17 protein-coding genes are annotated in these 20343 nt (G+C 43.4%); 6 read left to right on the top strand and 11 right to left on the bottom strand.

Going from position 1 to position 20343, the window contains the following annotated elements; genetic code table 11:
* The first annotated feature begins 71 nt into the window (after positions 1-71).
* Positions 72-1160 (top strand): DNA replication/repair protein RecF, encoded by a 1089-nt coding sequence (gene recF / locus BK026_RS14765; RefSeq protein WP_071816531.1) that lies wholly within the window; start codon positions 72-74, stop codon positions 1158-1160.
* 8 nt (positions 1161-1168) lie between these two features.
* Positions 1169-3589 carry a DNA topoisomerase (ATP-hydrolyzing) subunit B gene (gene gyrB, locus BK026_RS14770; RefSeq protein WP_071816532.1) on the top strand — a complete coding sequence of 807 codons (2421 nt, stop codon included), beginning with the start codon at positions 1169-1171 and terminating at the stop codon, positions 3587-3589.
* 174 nt (positions 3590-3763) lie between these two features.
* On the opposite strand, the gene BK026_RS14775 is transcribed toward gyrB, so the two are convergent.
* The 3 genes from BK026_RS14775 to glyQ form a co-directional block, all read right to left on the bottom strand.
* A complete protein-coding gene (locus BK026_RS14775; protein WP_071817693.1) occupies positions 3764-4207 on the bottom strand; it encodes a hypothetical protein in 444 nt (147 codons plus the stop codon).
* Between the two features lie 84 nt (positions 4208-4291).
* The gene (glyS, locus tag BK026_RS14780) at positions 4292-6370 is read right to left on the bottom strand and encodes a glycine--tRNA ligase subunit beta (protein ID WP_071816533.1); all 2079 of its coding nucleotides are present in this window, start codon (positions 6368-6370) and stop codon (positions 4292-4294) included.
* A gap of 2 nt (positions 6371-6372) precedes the next feature.
* Positions 6373-7278 carry a glycine--tRNA ligase subunit alpha gene (gene glyQ / locus BK026_RS14785; protein ID WP_071816534.1) on the bottom strand — a complete coding sequence of 302 codons (906 nt, stop codon included), beginning with the start codon at positions 7276-7278 and terminating at the stop codon, positions 6373-6375.
* Positions 7279-7424: 146 nt separating this feature from the next.
* On the opposite strand from glyQ, the gene BK026_RS14790 reads away from it, so the two are divergent.
* On the top strand, positions 7425-8033 hold the full coding sequence (locus BK026_RS14790) for a DNA-3-methyladenine glycosylase I (protein WP_071816535.1): 609 nt from the start codon (positions 7425-7427) through the stop codon (positions 8031-8033).
* A gap of 107 nt (positions 8034-8140) precedes the next feature.
* Here BK026_RS14790 and BK026_RS14795 read toward each other — a convergent pair whose 3' ends face one another.
* From BK026_RS14795 to BK026_RS14810, 4 genes are all read right to left on the bottom strand, one after another.
* A complete protein-coding gene (locus tag BK026_RS14795; protein WP_071816536.1) occupies positions 8141-8602 on the bottom strand; it encodes a DUF2489 domain-containing protein in 462 nt (153 codons plus the stop codon).
* Positions 8603-8621: 19 nt separating this feature from the next.
* A complete protein-coding gene (yihI, locus tag BK026_RS14800; protein ID WP_071816537.1) occupies positions 8622-9125 on the bottom strand; it encodes a Der GTPase-activating protein YihI in 504 nt (167 codons plus the stop codon).
* Between the two features lie 127 nt (positions 9126-9252).
* Entirely contained in the window at positions 9253-9954 is a 702-nt protein-coding gene (locus BK026_RS14805) for a class I SAM-dependent methyltransferase (protein WP_083575177.1), read from the bottom strand.
* Positions 9955-10255: 301 nt separating this feature from the next.
* Positions 10256-10879 (bottom strand): cytochrome c, encoded by a 624-nt coding sequence (locus tag BK026_RS14810; RefSeq protein ID WP_071816538.1) that lies wholly within the window; start codon positions 10877-10879, stop codon positions 10256-10258.
* A gap of 174 nt (positions 10880-11053) precedes the next feature.
* On the opposite strand from BK026_RS14810, the gene yihA reads away from it, so the two are divergent.
* Positions 11054-11680: a ribosome biogenesis GTP-binding protein YihA/YsxC gene (gene yihA / locus BK026_RS14815; protein WP_071816539.1), complete on the top strand. Its 627-nt coding sequence runs from the start codon at positions 11054-11056 to the stop codon at positions 11678-11680.
* Between the two features lie 411 nt (positions 11681-12091).
* Here the strand turns inward: yihA and polA are convergent, their stop codons facing one another.
* The gene (gene polA, locus BK026_RS14820) at positions 12092-14884 is read right to left on the bottom strand and encodes a DNA polymerase I (protein ID WP_071817695.1); all 2793 of its coding nucleotides are present in this window, start codon (positions 14882-14884) and stop codon (positions 12092-12094) included.
* 420 nt (positions 14885-15304) lie between these two features.
* On the opposite strand from polA, the gene elbB reads away from it, so the two are divergent.
* Both elbB and BK026_RS14830 read left to right on the top strand, forming a co-directional pair.
* Positions 15305-15958 carry an isoprenoid biosynthesis glyoxalase ElbB gene (gene elbB, locus BK026_RS14825; protein WP_071816540.1) on the top strand — a complete coding sequence of 218 codons (654 nt, stop codon included), beginning with the start codon at positions 15305-15307 and terminating at the stop codon, positions 15956-15958.
* A gap of 135 nt (positions 15959-16093) precedes the next feature.
* Positions 16094-17545 carry a TrkH family potassium uptake protein gene (locus BK026_RS14830; protein ID WP_071816541.1) on the top strand — a complete coding sequence of 484 codons (1452 nt, stop codon included), beginning with the start codon at positions 16094-16096 and terminating at the stop codon, positions 17543-17545.
* Between the two features lie 66 nt (positions 17546-17611).
* Here the strand turns inward: BK026_RS14830 and BK026_RS14835 are convergent, their stop codons facing one another.
* The 3 genes from BK026_RS14835 to trkA form a co-directional block, all read right to left on the bottom strand.
* Positions 17612-18358 (bottom strand): complement resistance protein TraT, encoded by a 747-nt coding sequence (locus BK026_RS14835; RefSeq protein WP_071816542.1) that lies wholly within the window; start codon positions 18356-18358, stop codon positions 17612-17614.
* A gap of 36 nt (positions 18359-18394) precedes the next feature.
* Positions 18395-18622, bottom strand: coding sequence for a hypothetical protein (locus BK026_RS19965; protein WP_071817696.1), 228 nt, complete (start codon positions 18620-18622; stop codon positions 18395-18397).
* Positions 18623-18931: 309 nt separating this feature from the next.
* Complete coding sequence (gene trkA / locus BK026_RS14845; RefSeq protein WP_071816543.1) at positions 18932-20311, bottom strand: Trk system potassium transporter TrkA; 1380 nt, start codon at positions 20309-20311, stop codon at positions 18932-18934.
* Positions 20312-20343: the final 32 nt, after the last annotated feature.

Genomic DNA, 20343 nt, shown 5'->3' on the forward strand with positions numbered 1-20343 from the left:
TTTAATTTATCAATTCAAGAAGCGACGGGTGTTGACACTCTTCGCTTCTTTTCGTTCATCAGCGTGACCTTATGAAACTGGACCGCGTCCAGATTACACAGTTTCGTAATCTTACATCCGTATCACTTTCTCCTTCACCATCTTTAACCGTTATCAAAGGCGTGAATGGGAGTGGAAAATCTTCCTTAATTGAAGCACTTTATTACCTTGGTTTTGGCCGCTCTTTTAGAACAAACAAACATAGCTCGGTTATTCAAAATGAGAAGGATAGCTTCAGTGTCTTTGCATCATGCAAAACTGAAGAAGGGGACGAATTAAAGCTAGGCTTCCAACGAAGTCGAAACGAGACATTTACGTGCAGTATTAATGGCGAACATTCCAACAAGTTATCAGATTTGGTTAGTCTGGTTCCGCTTCAGCTTTTCACTCCGCAGAGTACAGACCTTATAATTGGTTCGCCTTCAGAGCGTCGACGTTTTTGTGATTGGGGGTTGTTTCACGTGGAACATCAGTTTCAATCGCTTGCTAACCAATATGGTAAGTTTTTAAAACATAGAAATGCCTTACTGAAACAGCAGGCAAATTTAAGTGCACCGCAAAACCAATACTGGGAATCTCAATTTGCTGAACTTGGAGAGTCTCTCACAGCTTCCCGACAAGAATACGTAGATAACCTTACTCCAATCTTCAAGCAATATGCGCAAGAATTTCTTCCTAACTTCGATGTGGAATTAAGTTACTATAAAGGGTGGGAAAAAGATGTCGGTTTATCAGAAAGCCTAGTTAAAAAACGTGAGTATGATGGTAAAATAGGACATACCTCTTCTGGGCCCCATAAAGCCGATTTACGGCTTAAAGTGAATGGTGTAAACGCCCAGGAGCTTTTATCGAGAGGGCAGCTTAGAATGGCTGTGGCAGCGCTTCAAATGTCACAAACTAAGCTATTTAATTCGGTAACGCAGCGCAAAAGTATTTTTTTACTTGATGACGTAGGTGCTGAATTAGATGCCGATAAAAGAGAACAATTTATTGATGGGTTGCTTAAAATGGATACGCAGGTTTTCGTTACTGCAATAGAGTCCACGCAACTCGCTTTTATACAAAAATACAACGAAAAGAAAATGTTTCACGTGGAACATGGAAGCGTGAAAGAGGAGTAAAAGCTAGTATGTCAGCAGAGAACAACTACGACTCGTCCAGTATTAAAGTACTTAAAGGATTAGATGCAGTAAGAAAGCGCCCTGGTATGTATATCGGTGATACTGATGATGGTACCGGATTGCACCACATGGTTTTTGAGGTGGTCGATAACTCTATCGATGAAGCACTTGCTGGACATTGTTCTGAGATTACTGTGCTCATTCACAGCGATGGCTCAGTATCTGTGTCTGACGATGGACGTGGTATACCAACTGAATTGCACCCAGAAGAGGGCGTATCTGCCGCTGAAGTTATCATGACGGTTCTTCATGCGGGCGGTAAATTCGACGATAACTCCTATAAAGTATCGGGTGGTTTGCACGGTGTAGGTGTATCAGTAGTAAACGCACTTTCAAGCCGACTAAAGCTTCGTATTCGTCGTGGTGGTAAAGCGCATGAACAAGAATATCATCATGGTGTTCCACAATCGCCGCTAGCGGTAACAGGCGATACCGACAAAACGGGAACTATGATCCGTTTCTGGCCAAGTTCAGATACCTTTACAGATACGCTTTATCACTACGACATTCTTGCCAAACGTCTTCGAGAGCTATCATTCCTAAACTCTGGTGTGTCCATCCGCTTGAAAGACGAACGCGATGGAAAAGAAGATCACTTCATGTACGAAGGTGGTATTCAAGCTTTTGTCGAATATTTGAATGAAAAGAAAACACCTGTTCACCAAAAAGTGTTTCATTTCAGCAGTGAACAAGAAGACGGTATTGCTGTAGAAGTCGCGATGCAATGGAACGATAGTTTCCAAGAGAACGTGTTCTGTTTCACCAACAACATTCCACAGCGCGATGGTGGTACACACTTGGCCGGCTTCCGTGGAGCGTTGACGCGTACATTAAATAACTACATGGAAAAAGAAGGTCTGAACAAAAAGGCTAAAACAAACGCCAGTGGTGACGATGCGCGTGAAGGTCTGACCGCAGTTATTTCCGTTAAAGTACCAGATCCAAAATTCAGCTCACAGACGAAAGATAAGCTGGTATCTTCCGAGGTTCGTCCAGCAGTTGAGTCGGCAATGAACGAAAAGCTAGCAGAGTTTTTATTAGAAAACCCTGCAGAAAGTAAAATCATTGCGAGTAAAATTATTGATGCTGCTCGTGCTCGTGAAGCTGCACGAAAGGCCCGTGAAATGACACGCCGTAAAGGTGCGCTCGATTTGGCTGGCCTACCAGGTAAGCTAGCTGACTGTCAGGAAAAAGATCCTGCACTTAGCGAACTATACATAGTGGAGGGTGACTCTGCGGGCGGTTCAGCTAAGCAGGGTCGTAACCGTAAAAACCAGGCTATTTTGCCGCTTAAAGGTAAAATCCTAAACGTTGAGAAAGCACGTTTCGACAAAATGCTTTCTTCTCAAGAAGTGGCGACGCTAATTACAGCACTAGGCTGTGGTATCGGTCGTGACGAGTATGACCCTGAAAAACTACGCTATCACAGCATAATCATCATGACCGATGCTGACGTAGATGGTTCTCACATTCGTACACTTCTACTCACATTTTTCTATCGTCAAATGCCTGAGATCATTGAGCGTGGATATGTATATATTGCACAGCCACCGCTATACAAAGTGAAGAAGGGTAAACAAGAACAGTATCTTAAAGATGACGATGCGCTAACTAACTACCTAACATCAATTGCCATTGACGGTGCGTCTTTGCACACCAGCGATGAAGATCCAGGTATTAGTGGTGTAGGCCTAGAAAACCTTGTTAAGCAGTACCAATCGGTAGAGAAGATGATTGCACGTATGAAACGTCTGATGCCTGCATCTATCCTTTACAGAATGCTTTACACGCCTACGCTAAACCTTGAAGATCTTAAAGATGAAGCTGCACTAGAGCACGTGGCAAAACACTTCGTAGAGCAGCTTACAGAGCGCGAAAACGACGGTGCTACATATCGTTATGAAATTCGCACTGATGCCGAACTTAGTGAGTATTACATTACAATTATCATGCGTATGCATGGTATCGACTATGAGTACATTATCGATCACGAATTCATTGAGTCGACTGAGTATCAGCGCCTTAAAGAGCTGAACCTGGCCATTAACGACATGATGGGTAAAGACGCCTATATTCAGCGCGGAGAACGCAAACAGCCAGTTGAGTCTTTTAAAGAAGCACTAGAGTGGCTAATGAATGAAGCAAAACGTGGTCAATACATTCAGCGCTATAAAGGGCTAGGTGAGATGAACCCTGAGCAACTCTGGGAAACTACCATGGACCCAGAAAGCCGCCGTATGCTTCAAGTTACCATTGAAGATGCTATTGGCTGTGACCAGTTGTTCACCACTTTGATGGGTGATCAAGTTGAGCCTCGTCGAGAGTTTATTGAAGCCAACGCGCTTAAAGTTGAAAACTTAGACGTGTAGAGTTTCTATCTATTTGAAAAAAGCGACCTATTGGTCGCTTTTTTTGTGCCTGAGGTAAGGCTAATTGTTGAAGTACACTAGAGAACTTTGTATTGCCATTTAATGTTTAGGCTTGGATATATCCAATGTAACAAACTAGGTGAATAGCGCTACTACACAGCACTAAACCCAAGTCTAAACCTTTGAAACCACAAGCGTGACTTCACCAGCGCTTGCTGCGGCCGCAGTGAATCGATAAGTCCCTGTAGTTGAGGGCGTAAATTGTAAGTTCTCTGAGCCCTGTTCACAGACTAAATAAACGGTTGAGCCGAGCATTACAGGTTGACCTTTGTATTTACCGCCACAGCTTTGCGAGGGCGTCCATTTTGCGTCCGATAGCCTAAAATCATAAGGTTGTCCATCGGCTATAAGCTCAACGTCCACTGTCCATCCTGAACTTGATGGTTTGAACTTGTAACTTGGGTCAGCTTCCCACCAGTTAAATACACCTCTGAGGAACATGTTTTCAAATTGAATGCTAGGCACGTCCGGTGCAATTTCTGGAATTTTAAAGCTTCCACTGCTTGAGCATGCCGATAGGGCTATACACAAAGAAGCAATAGTTAATAACTTTTTCACAGCGTCTCCATTAATAAAAAAGCCCAACATTTAGGCTGGGCTCTTTGTTTTTCACGGTATCAAACCGCATTAACTTTTACTAGCCTACGACTTCGCGAGAATAGATATATCTGCGGTAGTAAGGAAAAGTTGCCTTAAAAGCGAAAGTAAAGCAAGTCGGTTATTCTTAACCGCTTCGTCATCAGCCATTACCATTACGTTATCGAAGAAGTTATCGATTACGTTACGTAAGGTTGCAAGCGCGGTAAGAATACGCGTGTAGTCCTGTGAAGGGACGGCAACATCCACTTCTTTCTGAGCTGCTTTTAGCTCGATATAGAGCGCTTTTTCAGCTTCTTCAGTTAACAGTGACTCATCAATATTAACAGTGTCTGTTACTTCAACGTTCTGCTTAGCAAGGATGTTTGCAACACGCTTGTTAGCGGCAGCTAGCGCTTCGGCTTCTTCCAATGCTCTGAACTTATCTACCGCATGAACACGGGCTAAGTAATCTGCTGGTTTTGTAGGGCGACGAGCAGCAACGGCCTGAATAACGTCAATGGCAATAGCTTGATCTTGCAGGAGCGCAGTAAATCGACCCAATACAAAATCAACAACTTGAGATTGCGTTTCAGCATTCGTTAACTTATCGCTATACACATCGATAGCTTTTCTTACTAGCGTTTCAAGATCTAGCGGCAGTGACAGCTCAGTGACAATACGTAATACACCGATAGCTGCTCGACGAAGCGCAAATGGGTCTTTATCACCCTTAGGTAACTGGCCAATACCAAAAATACCTACAAGAGTATCGAGTTTGTCAGCTAGCGCAACCGACGCGCTAACGCCAGAACTAGGAAGTGCATCACCAGCAAAACGCGGCATGTATTGTTCATACAGTGCTTCTGCAACAGGTGCATCTTCACCGTCGTTAAGCGCATAGTATTTACCCATAACACCCTGAACGTCTGGGAACTCCATAACCATGTTCGACATTAAGTCAGTTTTAGCGAGAAGACCTGCTCGTGCAGCTTGGGTTTCATTTGCATCTATTTGCGACGCGATAAAGGCCGATAGGGCAGATATGCGCTCAGACTTTTCTTTTAGCGTACCTAGCTGTTTTTGGAACAGCACGGTTTCTAAACTTTCAAGGCGGCTTTCTAATGTCGACTTTTTATCGCTGTTAAAGAAGAACTCAGCGTCGGCAAGACGAGGGCGAATAACCTTTTCATTTCCAGAAATGACTTGAGAGGCATCGCGGCTTTCGATATTCGTTACAAATAAGAACGTGTTTGAAAGTGCACCGTCGCTATCTAGTAGCGGCACATATTTCTGGTCGTCTTTCATGGTATAGATAAGTGCTTCTTTTGGTACTGCTAAGAAAGCCTCATCAAACCCAGCTTGAAGTACAACCGGCCATTCTACTAGTGACGCGATTTCTTCAAGTAAATCTTCATTATAGTCAGGCTTAAGCGACAAGTTTTGCGCTGCGTCTTCAAGTTGTTGACGCACTTTATCCTTACGCGCCTCAAAATCTGCAAGCACATATTGTTGCTCCAGGGCAGAGGCGTAATTGTCAGCATGATCAAGTTCAAAGCGACCTTCGCCGTGGAATCGGTGACCTTGAACAACACGGCCGCTAGTAAGGCCCAATACTGAAACGTTAACCACTTCGCTTCCGTAAAGCACGCAAAGGGTGTGTACCGGGCGTATAAACTGAGTATTGTAATTACCCCAACGCATCGGCTTTGGAATAGGAAGCTTGCTTACCGCTTGGTTTATTAGGCCTTCTAGTAACTCTGCAACTGATTGACCCGGAACGTGGGCTTTATGCAGTAACCACTCTCCTTTGTCAGTTACAAGGCGCTCTGCGTCAGCAACGTCAATACCGTTACCGCGAGCCCAACCTTGTGCAGCTTTGGTAGGGTTACCGTCAGCATCAAATGCCGCTGATACTGCTGGGCCGCGCTTCTCTACTACCTTGTCAGCTTGACCTTCAGCTAGACCTGAAACATAAACGGCCAAGCGGCGAGGGGCGGCAAACCAGCTAACAGAGTCAAAGCTTAAATCAGCTTGCGTTAGTGCAGCTTCAAACTGTGTGGCGAAGGCTTCACCCAAAGACTTAAGCGCTTTTGGTGGGAGTTCTTCTGTACCTAATTCAACTAAACAATTTTCTGTACGCACGCTTATGCCTCCTTGTTACATAGCGGGAAGCCAAGTGCTTCACGTGCTTGGTAATAGCTTTCTGCACACGCTTTTGCAAGCGTACGAACGCGAAGAATATAGCGCTGGCGTTCTGTTACTGAAATAGCATGACGAGCATCAAGCAAGTTAAATGCGTGTGAGGCCTTCATAACCTGCTCATAGGCTGGGAGTGGAAGGTTGTTGTCGATAAGCTTTTTGCTTTCTGCTTCACATTCATCGAAGGTTCTAAATAAGGCTTCAACGTTGGCATGTTCGAAGTTATACGTCGATTGTTCCACTTCGTTTTGATGGAACACATCGCCATAGGTGACTTTACCCATAGGGCCGTCCGTCCAAACCAAATCGTAGATACTATCTACACCTTGGACGTACATGGCGAGCCGCTCTAAGCCGTAGGTAATTTCGCCAGTAACAGGCTTACATTCAAGGCCGCCAACCTGCTGGAAGTACGTAAACTGAGTTACTTCCATGCCGTTTAGCCATACTTCCCATCCTAGACCCCAAGCACCAAGCGTGGGTGATTCCCAGTTGTCTTCTACGAAGCGAATGTCGTGAACCAGCGGATCGAAACCTAACTCTTTCAACGAGCCCAAATACAACTCCTGAATATTATCAGGTGAAGGCTTCAGCATTACTTGAAACTGATAGTAATGTTGTAAGCGGTTTGGGTTCTCACCGTATCGACCATCGGTTGGTCTACGGCACGGTTGAACATAGGCGCTACTCATTGGCTCTGGACCCAAAGAACGTAGGAACGTCATAGGGTGAAAAGTACCTGCACCCACTTCCATATCCAGAGGCTGAATAATAACGCAGCCCTGACGCGCCCAATAATCTTGAAGCGCAAGGATCAACCCTTGAAAGGTCTTAATATCGTATTTCTGCATACATCCGCTGCTTATTAGTTATCTGACTTAAAATAAAGGTGGGATAGTATACAATTTGTGAGGCATAGTATGTAGGTGTAAAGGGTGAAAAAACGTCACGAATAAGGCCAATATGCCACTTCACAACAAGGATTTAATCTTAAGCCATGCCCAATCAAACAAAAATAGAAAAAAATACGCCTTTGCATCGCTGTGGTTGGGTGAGCAGCGACCCTATTTATTTAGCGTATCATGATAACGAATGGGGTGTACCCGAGCTAAATAGTCGCGCGTTGTTTGCTAAATTATGCCTCGATGGACAGCAAGCCGGTTTATCTTGGCTGACGATTTTGAAAAAACAGCAGAATTTTGAACAGGCATTCTACCAGTTCGACCCTGAGAAAATCTCGAAGATGGGCCCCGCTGATGTCGACAGGCTGATGCAGGACAGCGGCATAATCAGAAACAAGCTCAAAATAGAGTCGGTTATCAAAAATGCCAAGGGCTTTTTAGCTATTGAAGCCTCGCAGCCATTCAGTGAGTTTATTTGGCAATTTACAGATGGACGTACGGTCATTAATGCGTGGAAAGACTTCAGGCAAGCACCCACATCAACCGATGCGTCAAAGGCAATGTCAAAAGCACTTAAAAAGCACGGATTTAATTTTGTGGGTGAAACGATTTGCTATGCTTTTATGCAAGCTGTGGGTATGGTTAATGACCACGAAGTAGGGTGTCATTGCTACGAGCGTACCTGCGAGCTCGCGATAAAGTGACACAGTCATAACCGTGCTAAAAAAATGGCCGACTACATACTGTGCTCGACCATTTTCGATACTGATTGCGTCAGTTTTAATCTTTTAATCTGCGTAGCGCTGACTCGTTATTTAGAGGCGACGAGTGCCTCGCAATACGCCTTCAGCGGTGGTAATTCGTCCAACACCTTAGATTCGTATTCCGATTCAATCTGCTCGCGTGCGATGTCTTGTTTTCTTCGCTCATTTTTAGGTAGCTGTTGCCTTGCTTCCAAAATGGCAAAGCCGCTTACCTCGGTAAACAGTGTATAAACGTTGGGATATTGCGCTTTAAAATCAGGCGGAGTATTTATTGGAAGCGCGTTAAGTAAATTCACGATGCGAATTACACCTTCTGACAAATCACATTGCTGCTGCTCCATCGCCTTAGCTATTACTATAATACTGTCGGTTATCGTGGCAACGCGCGATTGCCTTGCCGCTTCTTGTCGCTCTTTTTGTTGTTTTAACATAAACAGCAGTTTGCCTGCGTAGAAACCTAGCGCAAGAATAATTAGTAGCGCGATGCCTGAAAGTACTGCCCACAGCATGACTCTTTCCCGTTTTTTACTAGTGCTTAAAGTCGTCGATATTAATAGCGTCTAAATCATTAAACGGATCCATATCGTCGTCTTCATCATCCTCTTCTACTATTCCTAGCAAGTCACATAGAATGCGGTGGCGTGCCATCTTCTCGTCGACATAAGCTTGTTGCTCACGGGTTAGCGGCTTATTGTCGTCAAGTTTGTCGAGTAAATCAGACAAGCGTTGGTCTGCCTCAAGTGCTGCTAGCTCTTGCGCAGGTGTTGCATACTTTTTCTTTTGAGCCGGGGTAGGCGTCACTGCTTTTACAAGCTGAATAGGCTTTTTACTGCCGTGGCGCGGATCTTTATTCTCAGCACTCTTTTTGCCCGTCACTTTTTTCTGTTCAACATTGTGGCGATTACCTGCGGGCTTACCTTTATGCTTTTTAGGGCGAGGCGAGTCTGATTTTCGGTTTTCGCTTGGTTTAAAGTCAGGATCTTTACGAACGCCGATTAGGCCGACTTTACGTGATTTCTTTGAACGTGCCATAATTTCCAAATAACAAAAAGAGTGAAAAAACAGCGCTATTATAGCGCGAATTAGCGTCTACGTATTGATCTTTGGGTATGCAGTGTAAAATCAATACGAGGACTGTGATGTTTTACGGTAATTTATTTCAGCGCTTTCTCAATAGAACGACATCGCTGGCAGGAAAAGTGACGCTGTAGCCATCTCGTTTTGCCAAATAGTGAAAGGTTTCTTCGCTGAAAAAGCTAACGTGAGTGACGTCGTTTTTATAGTGCCAATTTGCAAACCTGGCTTTATCTAGCACGCGCTTGGTCATGATGGCAAGAACGCCACCAGGCGATACAAGTTTGTTAAATAGCGCCCATTCCACATGAGGGGTGTGAAAGTGTTCTATTGCCTCTGTACATGTCACTACGTCATAGCGTTGCTCAAGTACCGATAGGTTGTGTGCATAGAAAGGATCGTAGATGTTCATCCTTACGCCTTCTTCTTCCAACATACTTGCTAGAACGGGCGCAGGGCCACAACCAAAGTCTATTCCTCTCAGTTCACGAAATTTCATGTTTTCTATAAAAGGTGTAAGTGGCGTTAAAACCTTTCTTAGAAATTTCCGATACCCTTCGTCTTCAAAGCTATTCTGGTGAAGGTCATATTCCTGCTTTTCCACTTCTTTAGATGGTAAAAATTCAGGTGAAACATAGACGAGTTCGCACTGGTTACATTGAAGGTATTCGCGTTTTTTATCTGAGTAATAGTGAGATGGCGCGTTAGTACTTTGGCATAAAGGACAAGACATAAGAAAGTGAACAATAATAAAGGGACTAAAAAAGAAAAAGGTGATGGTTTTCACCATCACCTTACATTGTATGAGTGTCAGATGACACCTCTCCCGTTATACACATCTATGTGTTGCTGGCTTCCCTAGCGTGTGCTCCCCTTATTTTTATTTTTTGCAGAGCTGTATTGTTGTTTTTGGCCTTCTTGGCGCTTTATTTGTTCATCCATGCTGTATTTTTATTATTATTCTTGTTAATTAGCCCGTAGGGTTTCATATGCTCCTACAAACTACGCCGTTAGATTACACGAATAATTTTAAAATACAACTTTTTTGGTAACAATTTTTTAACAACAATGGGTTAAAACGGTAATATTTAATGTAAACCAGCGATATAATTAGACAAAATTTCGATATCTTCGTCAGTTAATTTCATCGCAATGTCTCGCATCATGCCGTTCATATCGTTGTGACGTTGGCCTGAACGAAACGCCTTTAGCTGTGATGCTGTGTAAGTTGCGTGCTGACCGCTGATGTCTGGAAAGCCCGCTAACGCCATACCGTTACCTTTAGGTCCATGACATGCGATACATGCGGTAACACCACGTGACTCATCACCACCTTGGTAAAGTGCACGCCCTGCTTCAACGTATTGCTCCGCTGTTTCGCCAGCTTTTGGCTCTTGGCTAGAGAAATACGCGGCTAAGTCTTTCATGTCTTGCTCTGATAATGGCGCAGCCATGCCGTTCATTACGGCATTATTACGACCTTCTTCACCGCCAGTTTGTGATGCAAGCTTAAATTCCATAAGCTGTTTAACGATGTACTTCTCGTGTTGCCCAGCTAGCTTTGGGTTCATATCAATCATGCTGTTGCCATCAGGGCCATGACAGGCTGCGCATACAGCAGACTTTGCTTTTCCTGCCTCGGCGTCACCTTCTGCCATAGCAGTAGCGCTTAAACCTAAAGACATACATACCAACAAACACAATTTTTTCATAATAAATCTCTTAAATGGATCCAACGGCTCGCGTGATATACGTGATATCATGCGTATTTTACACATTTAACGCGTCAGAAAAACCTATTCCATGATAAAACTATGGTTTTTAGCTGGTTTATTCATTAAAAAACTGTAAACCGAAGGTTGTGACGCATGTGGAGGTAAGTCTAGATGTCGTATTACACCAAAGCAAAATTCTTTACGAGTGCACCTGACATTCGTCATTTGAAAAATGATACTGGAATTGAAGTTGCGTTTGCAGGCCGCTCTAACGCGGGTAAATCGAGTGCGCTCAACACATTAACGCGCCAAAAAAACTTGGCGAGAACCAGTAAAACACCAGGGCGTACTCAACTAATCAATGTATTTGAGCTAGAAGAAGACTTGCGCCTAGTTGATTTGCCAGGTTATGGATTTGCAAAAGTGCCTGTTGCTATGAAGAAAAAGTGGCAGGCGTCGCTTGGGGAATATCTTCAAAAGCGTAAATCACTTAAAGGTTTAGTGGTATTAATGGATATTCGTCATCCTTTTAAAGATTTGGACCAAGATCTTATTCACTGGGCAGTTGCTTCGAATATACCGGTGCTGGCACTTTTGACCAAGGCCGATAAGCTTAAAAGTGGTAAGCGTAAAGCGCAGCTATTAATGGCGCGTGAAGCCGCCATGGCATTTATGGGCGATGTGACCGTGCAAACCTTCTCGTCATTAAATAAGCACGGTTTACCGGAACTTGAGCGTATACTGGATACGTGGTTCGGCTTAGGCAAAAAAGAAGACACTGAAGACTCTGATAACTAAATTCAATAATCTAAATAGTGAATTTTAAGTCCACTAGCTTGATTTACTACATAGATGGAAGCGGGGTTTTAGAAAAAAGAACGCCCCGCGTAAAGCGAGGCGTAAACTGAGAGAAAACACATAAAAACCGTAGATATAGAGTAGTGATAAACAAAGAAGTTCAGAAAAAATGAATTTATTTTATAACTTGCTGATATTTATGGGGTATTTGTTTTTGGCAGATATAAAAAAACCCCGACAAAACTGTCGGGGTTAAAGCAAAGGTTTGAAAACAGCTTTCTCACCTCTGTACCCTACATGCATAATGGTACAATAAAGCACAGAAAAGGCAAGGATATTGTGTAATTAAATTACCAAATTTAATTGCTGTAACGCGACTTTTTACGTGTAAACTGTAATCTAATTACTAAATTAGTGAGCTTCATCCCAGTTTTCGCCAACACCGGCTTCAACAACTAGCGGAACATTAAGCGTCGCCGCGCTTTCCATCAAGGCAGTAATCGTAGATACGTAGTTATCAACCTTGTCTTCTTTAATTTCAAAAACCAATTCATCGTGTACCTGCATCATCATAGTTACATCATCAGACGCATTCTTTCGGATCCAGTCGTCAACTTTAATCATCGCCATCTTAATAATGTCCGCCGCTGTGCCTTGCATAGGCGCATTTATCGCTGCGCGCTCTGCGCCTTTTCTACGTGCACCATTACTGACTTTAATATCAGGCAAATAAAGTCTGCGACCAAATACGGTTTCTACATAACCTTTATCCTTGGCGCTCTCACGCGTTGAATCCATGTACTCAAGCACGCCCGGATAGCGTTCGAAGTAAAGATCCATATATTTTTGTGCTTCATTACGTGGAATATTAAGTTGTTTCGACAACCCAAAGGCACTCATACCGTAAATCAAACCGAAGTTAATCGCTTTTGCGCTACGGCGCTGTTCGGTTGTTACCTCATCAAGTGGCACACCAAAAACTTCCGCAGCGGTTGCTTTATGAATATCTTTACCATGCGCAAATGCATCAAGTAGGCCTTTATCGCCTGAAAGGTGCGCCATAATACGCAGTTCGATTTGTGAGTAGTCGGCTGCGACGAACTTATTTCCTTCTCTTGGTACAAATGCCTGACGTACGCGGCGACCTTCTTCATTACGAATAGGAATGTTCTGTAAGTTAGGATCGGTTGAAGATAAACGTCCCGTTGCGGTTACTGCTTGATGATAAGATGTATGCACCCGGCCCGTACGGTGATTGATCATCTTAGGAAGTTTGTCGGTGTAGGTGTTTTTAAGCTTGGTTAAGCCACGGTATTCCATGATCTTCTTAGGCAACGGATACTCAAGCGCGAGTTCTTGCAGTACATCTTCAGAGGTAGAGGGCGCCCCTTTAGGCGTTTTCTTTATGATAGGCAGCGACATCTTATCGAAAAGAACGTGCTGAAGCTGTTTTGTCGAACCTAAGTTAAATGGTTCGCCAGCTTCCTCATGTACTTCACTTTCAAGTTCGGCGATACGCGTGGCTAGATCTTGGCTTTGCTGACGCAGTCTTTGGCTGTCTATCAATACACCTTCCTGTTCCATACGAGAAAGTACACAGGCCAAGGGAACCTCAACATCTATCAATAAATTTTTTAGCTCAGGGATTTCTTTTAACTTAGTCCAAATGGCGTTGTGTAAGCGAAGCGTAATATCAGCATCTTCTGCGGCATAAGGCCCAGCTTCTTCAAGGCTAATTTGATTAAACGTTAGCTGTTTTGCGCCTTTACCTGCAATCTCTTCAAAATGAATAGTTTTATGACCAAGGTAGGCTAGGGCAAGTGAGTCCATATCATGGCGCTGCGCAGTACTGTTTAGTACATAGCTCTCAAGCATGGTGTCAAAGCCGATGCCGTTTAAGGTAATGTCATAGTTCGCTAATACATTTTTGTCGTATTTGATGTGCTGGCCTACTTTGACCACGGTGTCCGATTCTAAAATAGGTTTTAATGCGTTTAATACAAATTCTCGTGATAGCTGGGCGGGGGCATCTGGGTAATCGTGAGCAACAGGCACATAAGCAGCTTCACCTTCTTCTATACAAAATGAAACACCCACTAACTCTGCATCCATGTAGTTAAGGCTGGTTGTCTCGGTATCAAAAGCGATTAGCTCGGCTTTTTCAAGCTTTGCAACCCAAGCATTGAAGCGCTCTTCATCAAGTACGGTCTCGTATTTCGACTTATCTATCTCTACCGATTCACTTTGTTCGCTCTCGTCTGCACTATCGCTTTTTTCTTCGTCGGCGTTTGCATTGGCACTAGAGGTATCTCCGCCGGCTAAAAGTGCGCTTACTTCTGCGTGCCAGCGTTTGAACTCATATTCCGCAAACAAATCGCGAAGTTGTTCATTATCGGCTTGGCATGGCATCAGCGCTTCAACATCATAGTCGAGATCAAGATCGATACTGATAGTAGCTAAGGTATAAGAAAGTCGAGCTTGCTCTTCGTACTCTTGCATTTTCGCTGCCATCGACTTGCTGCCTCTAAACGACAGGTCGGCAATTTTATCTAGATTCTTATAGATGTCATCGATACCACCAATACCGTTTAACAAGGCTTGCGCACTTTTATCACCAACACCAGGTACGCCTGGAATGTTATCAACTTTATCGCCTTTGAGTGCAAGGAAGTCGATCACTAGCTCTGGTGGAATGCCAAATTTCGTATTAACACCTTCAACATCCATTAACTGGTTTGTCATGGTGTTAATTAAGGTGACATGTTCATTTACCAGCTGCGCCATGTCCTTATCACCCGTGCTGATAAGGGTATCGATACCTTTTTCTGTAGCGTGTTTCGCTAATGTACCGATCACGTCGTCTGCCTCTACACCCGATTCAACAATAACTGGTAAACCCATTGCTTTAATGATGGCATGTAGTGGTTCGATCTGGCTCCTAAGCTCCTCAGGCATAGGGGGCCGGTTCGCTTTGTACTCTTTATAGATGTCATCGCGAAAAGTCTTGCCTTTAGCATCAAAAATCACCGCCATATGCGTTGGGTTGTATTGTTTGATCAAGCTTTTAAGCATGTTCACAACACCATAAATAGCACCGGTGTCTTGGCCTTTTGAGTTGGTTAATGGTGGTAGACCGTGAAAGGCACGAAAAAGATATGACGATCCATCGACAAGAATAAATGGAGGCTTTTTAGAATCAGGCATAGATGGCGATTTTCCAATAGACAATATGAGCGCAAGGATGCCACAGCCACATCCAGATCGCTATATCATGACGAAAGATTAGCACGTATCAACGGTGCTACGCACATTGTGGATAACTTTGTGATCTAAATTTTAAGGCATAGCGATCTGAGCGATCAAATCAATGTGCTTGATCACTCTCTAGCGTAATAAAGACAAGGGAATGCTTGATAGGTGTGAAAACAGCATACCTGCTACGTATCATTCCTTATTTTGTGGATAACTTGGTGAAGTATTTTTTTAGTTTAACCAAGCTGGTCGAGTAATGTAGCATATCCATTTACAATGTATATACGTATTATTAAGAACTTTTTTTAAACGATTGTGCGTTTAATAGCCAAATAATGAATAAGTAGTAATCATAATGCCCAGGAGAAGATTATGAAGAAAGTTGCAGTTATTTTAAGCGGAAGCGGTGTGTTCGACGGCGCTGAATTACATGAGGCTGTTTTTACGCTGCTTGCCATTGAATTAGAGGGAGCAACTTATCAATGTTTTGCTCCTGATGTTAACCAGCTACATGTTATTAATCATCTTACTGGCGAGGTTGCTGAAGGGGAAGTTAGAAATGTGCTCGTTGAATCTGCTCGTATAGCGCGAGGCGAGATAAAGCCAGTAACAGAATGCAACGTTGATGATTTTGATTATTTGATTTTACCTGGCGGTTTTGGCGCAGCAAAAAATTTATGCACCTTTGCCGTAGATGGAGATAACTGCGCATTTAACCAAGATGTTTTAAGCGTATGTAGTGCCTTTGCAAAAGCTAAAAAACCGTCTGCTTACGCATGTATTGCGCCCGCTCTAGCGGCGAAAGTGTATGGTAACCAAACAAAGCTGACTGTTGGAAATGATACCGATACCGCAGCCGGATTAAATGCACTGGGTGCTTCGCATGTTAGTTGCGCAGTTGATGATGTGGTTGTTGATAATACTGCTAAGCTAGTAACAACGCCTGCCTATATGCTGGCGCAAAATATAACTCAAGCTCATTCGAGCATAAGTAAAATGGTAAAAACAGTCCTTGCTATGAAGTAATCTCTTAGGCAAGAAGTACTTACTTTGTTAATGGTTAAAAAATGTGGGGCTACAGTGGTTTCCCCACATTAGTTATAGCCCTATAATCAAATTTCTAATTGCTGCGCCACTATAAGAACAAAGGCTACGTCTATTATGCACTACCGCGCCATTATAAGAATACTAGGGTTATTAATAGCGTTATTCAGCGTAACCATGATCCCACCAGCCATTGTGTCATTGATTTACCAAGACGGAAGCGGTTTACCCTTTACGTTGGCCTTCTTTTTGTGTGTGTTAGGTGGAATGGCATTATGGTATCCGAACCGTCAGCAGAAAAATGATTTAAGGGCGCGAGAAGGCTTCCTAATTGTAGCGTTATTCTGGTCAGTACTGGCCAGTGTCGGTGCTATTCCCCTTATTCTGTTAGAACAGCCAAGTATGACAATAACAGATGCGTTTTTTGAGTCATTCTCAGGCTTGACAACTACAGGTGCCACAGTTATCGAAGGGATTGATTTCCTGCCTCATTCAGTACAGTTTTATCGGCAGCAACTTCAATGGCTTGGTGGTATGGGTATCATTGTTTTGGCCGTAGCGATACTGCCTATACTTGGTGTTGGTGGTATGCAGCTGTATCGCGCTGAAACACCTGGTCCGGTGAAAGATAACAAAATGACACCGCGGATTGCCGATACTGCAAAACATCTTTGGTATATCTATTTATCAATTACTATCGCTTGTGCAGTGGCATACTGGCTGTCAGGCATGAGTGTTTTCGACGCCATTTGCCATTCTTTTTCGACGGTCGCAATTGGCGGCTTCTCGAATCATGATGCTAGTTTAGGCTACTTTAATAGCCCAATGGTGAATGTAGTATGTACCGTGTTTCTACTTATAGCAGCGCTTAACTTTTCTTTACATTATGCTGCTGTGAGTTCCCGTTCGGTTAAAGGGTATTTTAAGGACCCCGAATTTAAAGCATTTTTTATTATTCAAGCGACTTTAATCGGCATTTGTTTCCTGGTACTTACGCTTTCTGGCTACTACACATCTGCAGAGCAAGCGTTAGACCAAGCAATGATACAAGCTGTTTCTATCAGTACTACAGCCGGTTTTGCAACGACAGATTTTTCCGTCTGGCCAACCTTTCTTCCGATTATGCTTATTTTTTCAAGCTTTATAGGTGGGTGTGCAAGTTCAACAGGCGGCGGACTTAAGGTAGTTAGGGTTTGCCTACTATTTTTACAAGGTAAGCGTGAAGTTGACCGACTTATCCATCCAAAAGCCGTTTACAGCGTAAAGTTTGGAGACAGAGCGATGCCCGATAGAGTGGTTGAGGCGGTTTGGGGTTTCTTTTCAGCTTACGCGGTAGTGTTTGTTATTATTATGATTGGACTTATTGCAACCGGCTTAGACAACTTAAGTGCGTTTACTGCGACAGCGGCAATGTTAAATAACCTTGGGCCTGGTTTAGGAAGCGTAGCGTCTAATTATGCTGATGTAACTGATGCAGGTAAATGGATTTTAGTTGTGGCAATGGTATTCGGTCGTCTTGAAGTATTTTCACTGCTGGTATTATTTTCACCTACTTTCTGGCGAAGTTAACTTTTAGAGTGGCGTTTAGGCAAGGCACAAAGTAGCCACTTTGCGTGGCTACTTATCGATAAAAAATTAGAAAAACGATGCCATAGCATAAGCCGTTTTATCAAACATTAAAGGCTGTGCTTCTTCCAGTTCCAAATTTGCTTTGTTAGCAGTGGTCACTACGCGTGTACGATACTCTTTTTGGTTGGATACTTCAGAAGAGGTTTGAGTTGAAGCGCCGTCGTCAGAGATTTTCGTGTTAATTTTTGAATCTTTACGAACAATAACACCTTTTTTAGCTCTTTCTTTAATTTGGATATCTGCGACTAAAAGGTAGGTCACATCTTTAACCATAGCATTTGCAGCGGTGGAAACTAGCCCACCAATTATGCCACCTGCTGCTGCTTGTCGGTAACCGCCACCACCAGCATAGGCCGCAGCAGATCCTATCGTTACTCCTTGAAAGCCAGAAGCGAGATAGTTTTCGGCCGCAGAAGGCGACGCTTTTTCAAGATTGCGAACGAAAACACTCATTGTGTATTGTGCATCATCAGGAGAATCAACAAATGTATAACCGTTACCGCTGCTAGATATTTGGCTATTCAGTGCTGTTCTAAATGCATTCCTGTCAAATTCCATTACCGCAGAGCGTACTTCTAAGTATATTTTGCGTTTCTCTGGCGGAACAGGGTCAACGAAAATTGATGTGCTTAGCTTTGTTTGTACGTCTAAATCCTTTTTAGCAATAGAGGTATGCACTGCAGCACAACCACTAAGAGCAAGCAAAGCAATAGATAAAAAGGCAGCTTTAATGTGATGAGCCCTTACGTTCATGATATTTCCTTATAAAAAAGATTGGGTTTATTGAAGTTAGTAATAACGTCCGTAATAGCGGTAGTAATATCTGCAGTTACGATACTCACGCCAGTTGTAGCGCAGTAAGTCACGGCACGTGTAGCCAGGTCGCCAATTAGTGCCTTGGTATTCTTGAGGTTTTTCTCCCTTCTCGAGCATACTTTTTATGTATGCATCCACCTCTTCCGGTTTTTCAGCTAGGAAGGGTTTCGACATCACTTCAGCATTAAGCTGCGCTTGCATTTTTGCGAGTTCATCTTCTTCTGAGGATTGAGATAAAGCGTGTGCTGAGAGTACACTGCAAACTATCGCTAAAAATAAACTCTTGAAATTAGATAGGCGCAGTTGTAGAGAATTTTTTGATGAAAAAAGTTGGGGCATAACCGTTAGTCCTTTAACGCATAAGATATGCTAAGTATGGACCAAAAATTGTTCTATTGGTAGCCGAAATATGAAATAAAATTCACTTATTTTTTACATTGAATTACGGCCTTTTCTTCTTCAAAAGCCCTTTATGATTAGAAGCAAGCACTTAAAAAGTTAACTGCCGGATTATCCGAAGAAAAACGCGCTGGGCTGGAATAGCTTTTCAACATCACCAATGTATTTTTTGTCTACTAAGAAAAGAATAACGTGGTCATTTGGTTCTATTTTTGTGTCACTGTGTGCAATGATAACCTGGTCGTCACGCACTACGGCACCAATGGTTGTGCCTGGGGGAAGCTTAATATCACCAATTTGTTTGCCAATAACCTTTGATGTGTTTTCATCGCCGTGTGCAATGGCTTCGATAGCCTCGGCTGCGCCACGTCGTAGTGAGTATACGTTGACAATGTCACCGCGGCGAACATGAGTTAAAAGCGCTGAAATTGTGGCTTGTTGCGGAGAAAATGCGATATCAATTTCACCACCTTGTACCAGGTCGACGTAAGCGCTGCGTTGGATAAGTACCATCGCCTTCTGAGCGCCCATGCGTTTAGCGAGCATGGCAGACATAATATTTGCTTCATCGTCGTTAGTAACAGCAATAAAGGCGTCAACTTGTTCGATATTTTCTTCGCTAAGCAACTCAGGATCAGACGCATCACCAATAAAAACTATGGTTTTGTCCAGGTTTGCAGATAGGTATTTCGCACGCTCAGGACTGTACTCTATCAATTTAACGTTATGATCATGTTCTAGCTTTTTTGCTAGGCCCGCACCAATTAAGCCGCCACCTGCGATCATAATTCGTTTATAGCTCGACTCTAGTTTTTGCAGCTCACTCATTACTGCACGGATGTGCTTGGTTGCGGCTATGAAAAAGACCTCATCGTCTGCCTCTATTACCGTAGTACCCAAGGGGCGAATAGGGCGACCACGACGATAAATTGCTGCAACTCTCGTCTCAACGTTCGGCATGTGGTCCTTTAATGCAGACAACGCATGGCCGACTAACAAGCCACCGTAATAAGCCTTTACTGCAACCAGGCTCGCTTTGCCTTCTGCAAATTCGACCACTTGCAGTGCGCCAGGGTAATCGATTAAACGTTTAATTGCCTTTGTAACCAGTTGCTCTGGCGCAATAATATGGTCTACAGGAATGTCTTGTTGCTTGTACAGCTGCTCTTGATAAATGATGTACTGCTCTGAACGGACTCTCGCTATCTTCGTTGGTGTCTTAAATAGGCTATAGGCAACCTGACAAGCTAGCATATTACTTTCATCGCTGTTAGTTACCGCTATCAACATGTCAGCATCTTCGGCACCGGCTTTTCGCAATACATCGGGGTGTGAGCCGACACCGGTGACCACTTGCAAGTCGAGACGATCTTGAAGTGCGCGCAGAATAGTTGGGTCAGAATCTATAACCGTGATTTCGTTATTTTCACCCACTAAATTCTCAGCGAGTGTACCGCCTACTTGGCCTGCGCCCAAAATGATGATTTTCATCGTTGTTATTTTGCCTTGCTAAGATGTTGATT

Origin of the sequence: Alteromonas sp. V450 (assembly GCF_001885075.1) — a bacterium.
In the GTDB taxonomy this organism is placed as follows: domain Bacteria; phylum Pseudomonadota; class Gammaproteobacteria; order Enterobacterales; family Alteromonadaceae; genus Alteromonas.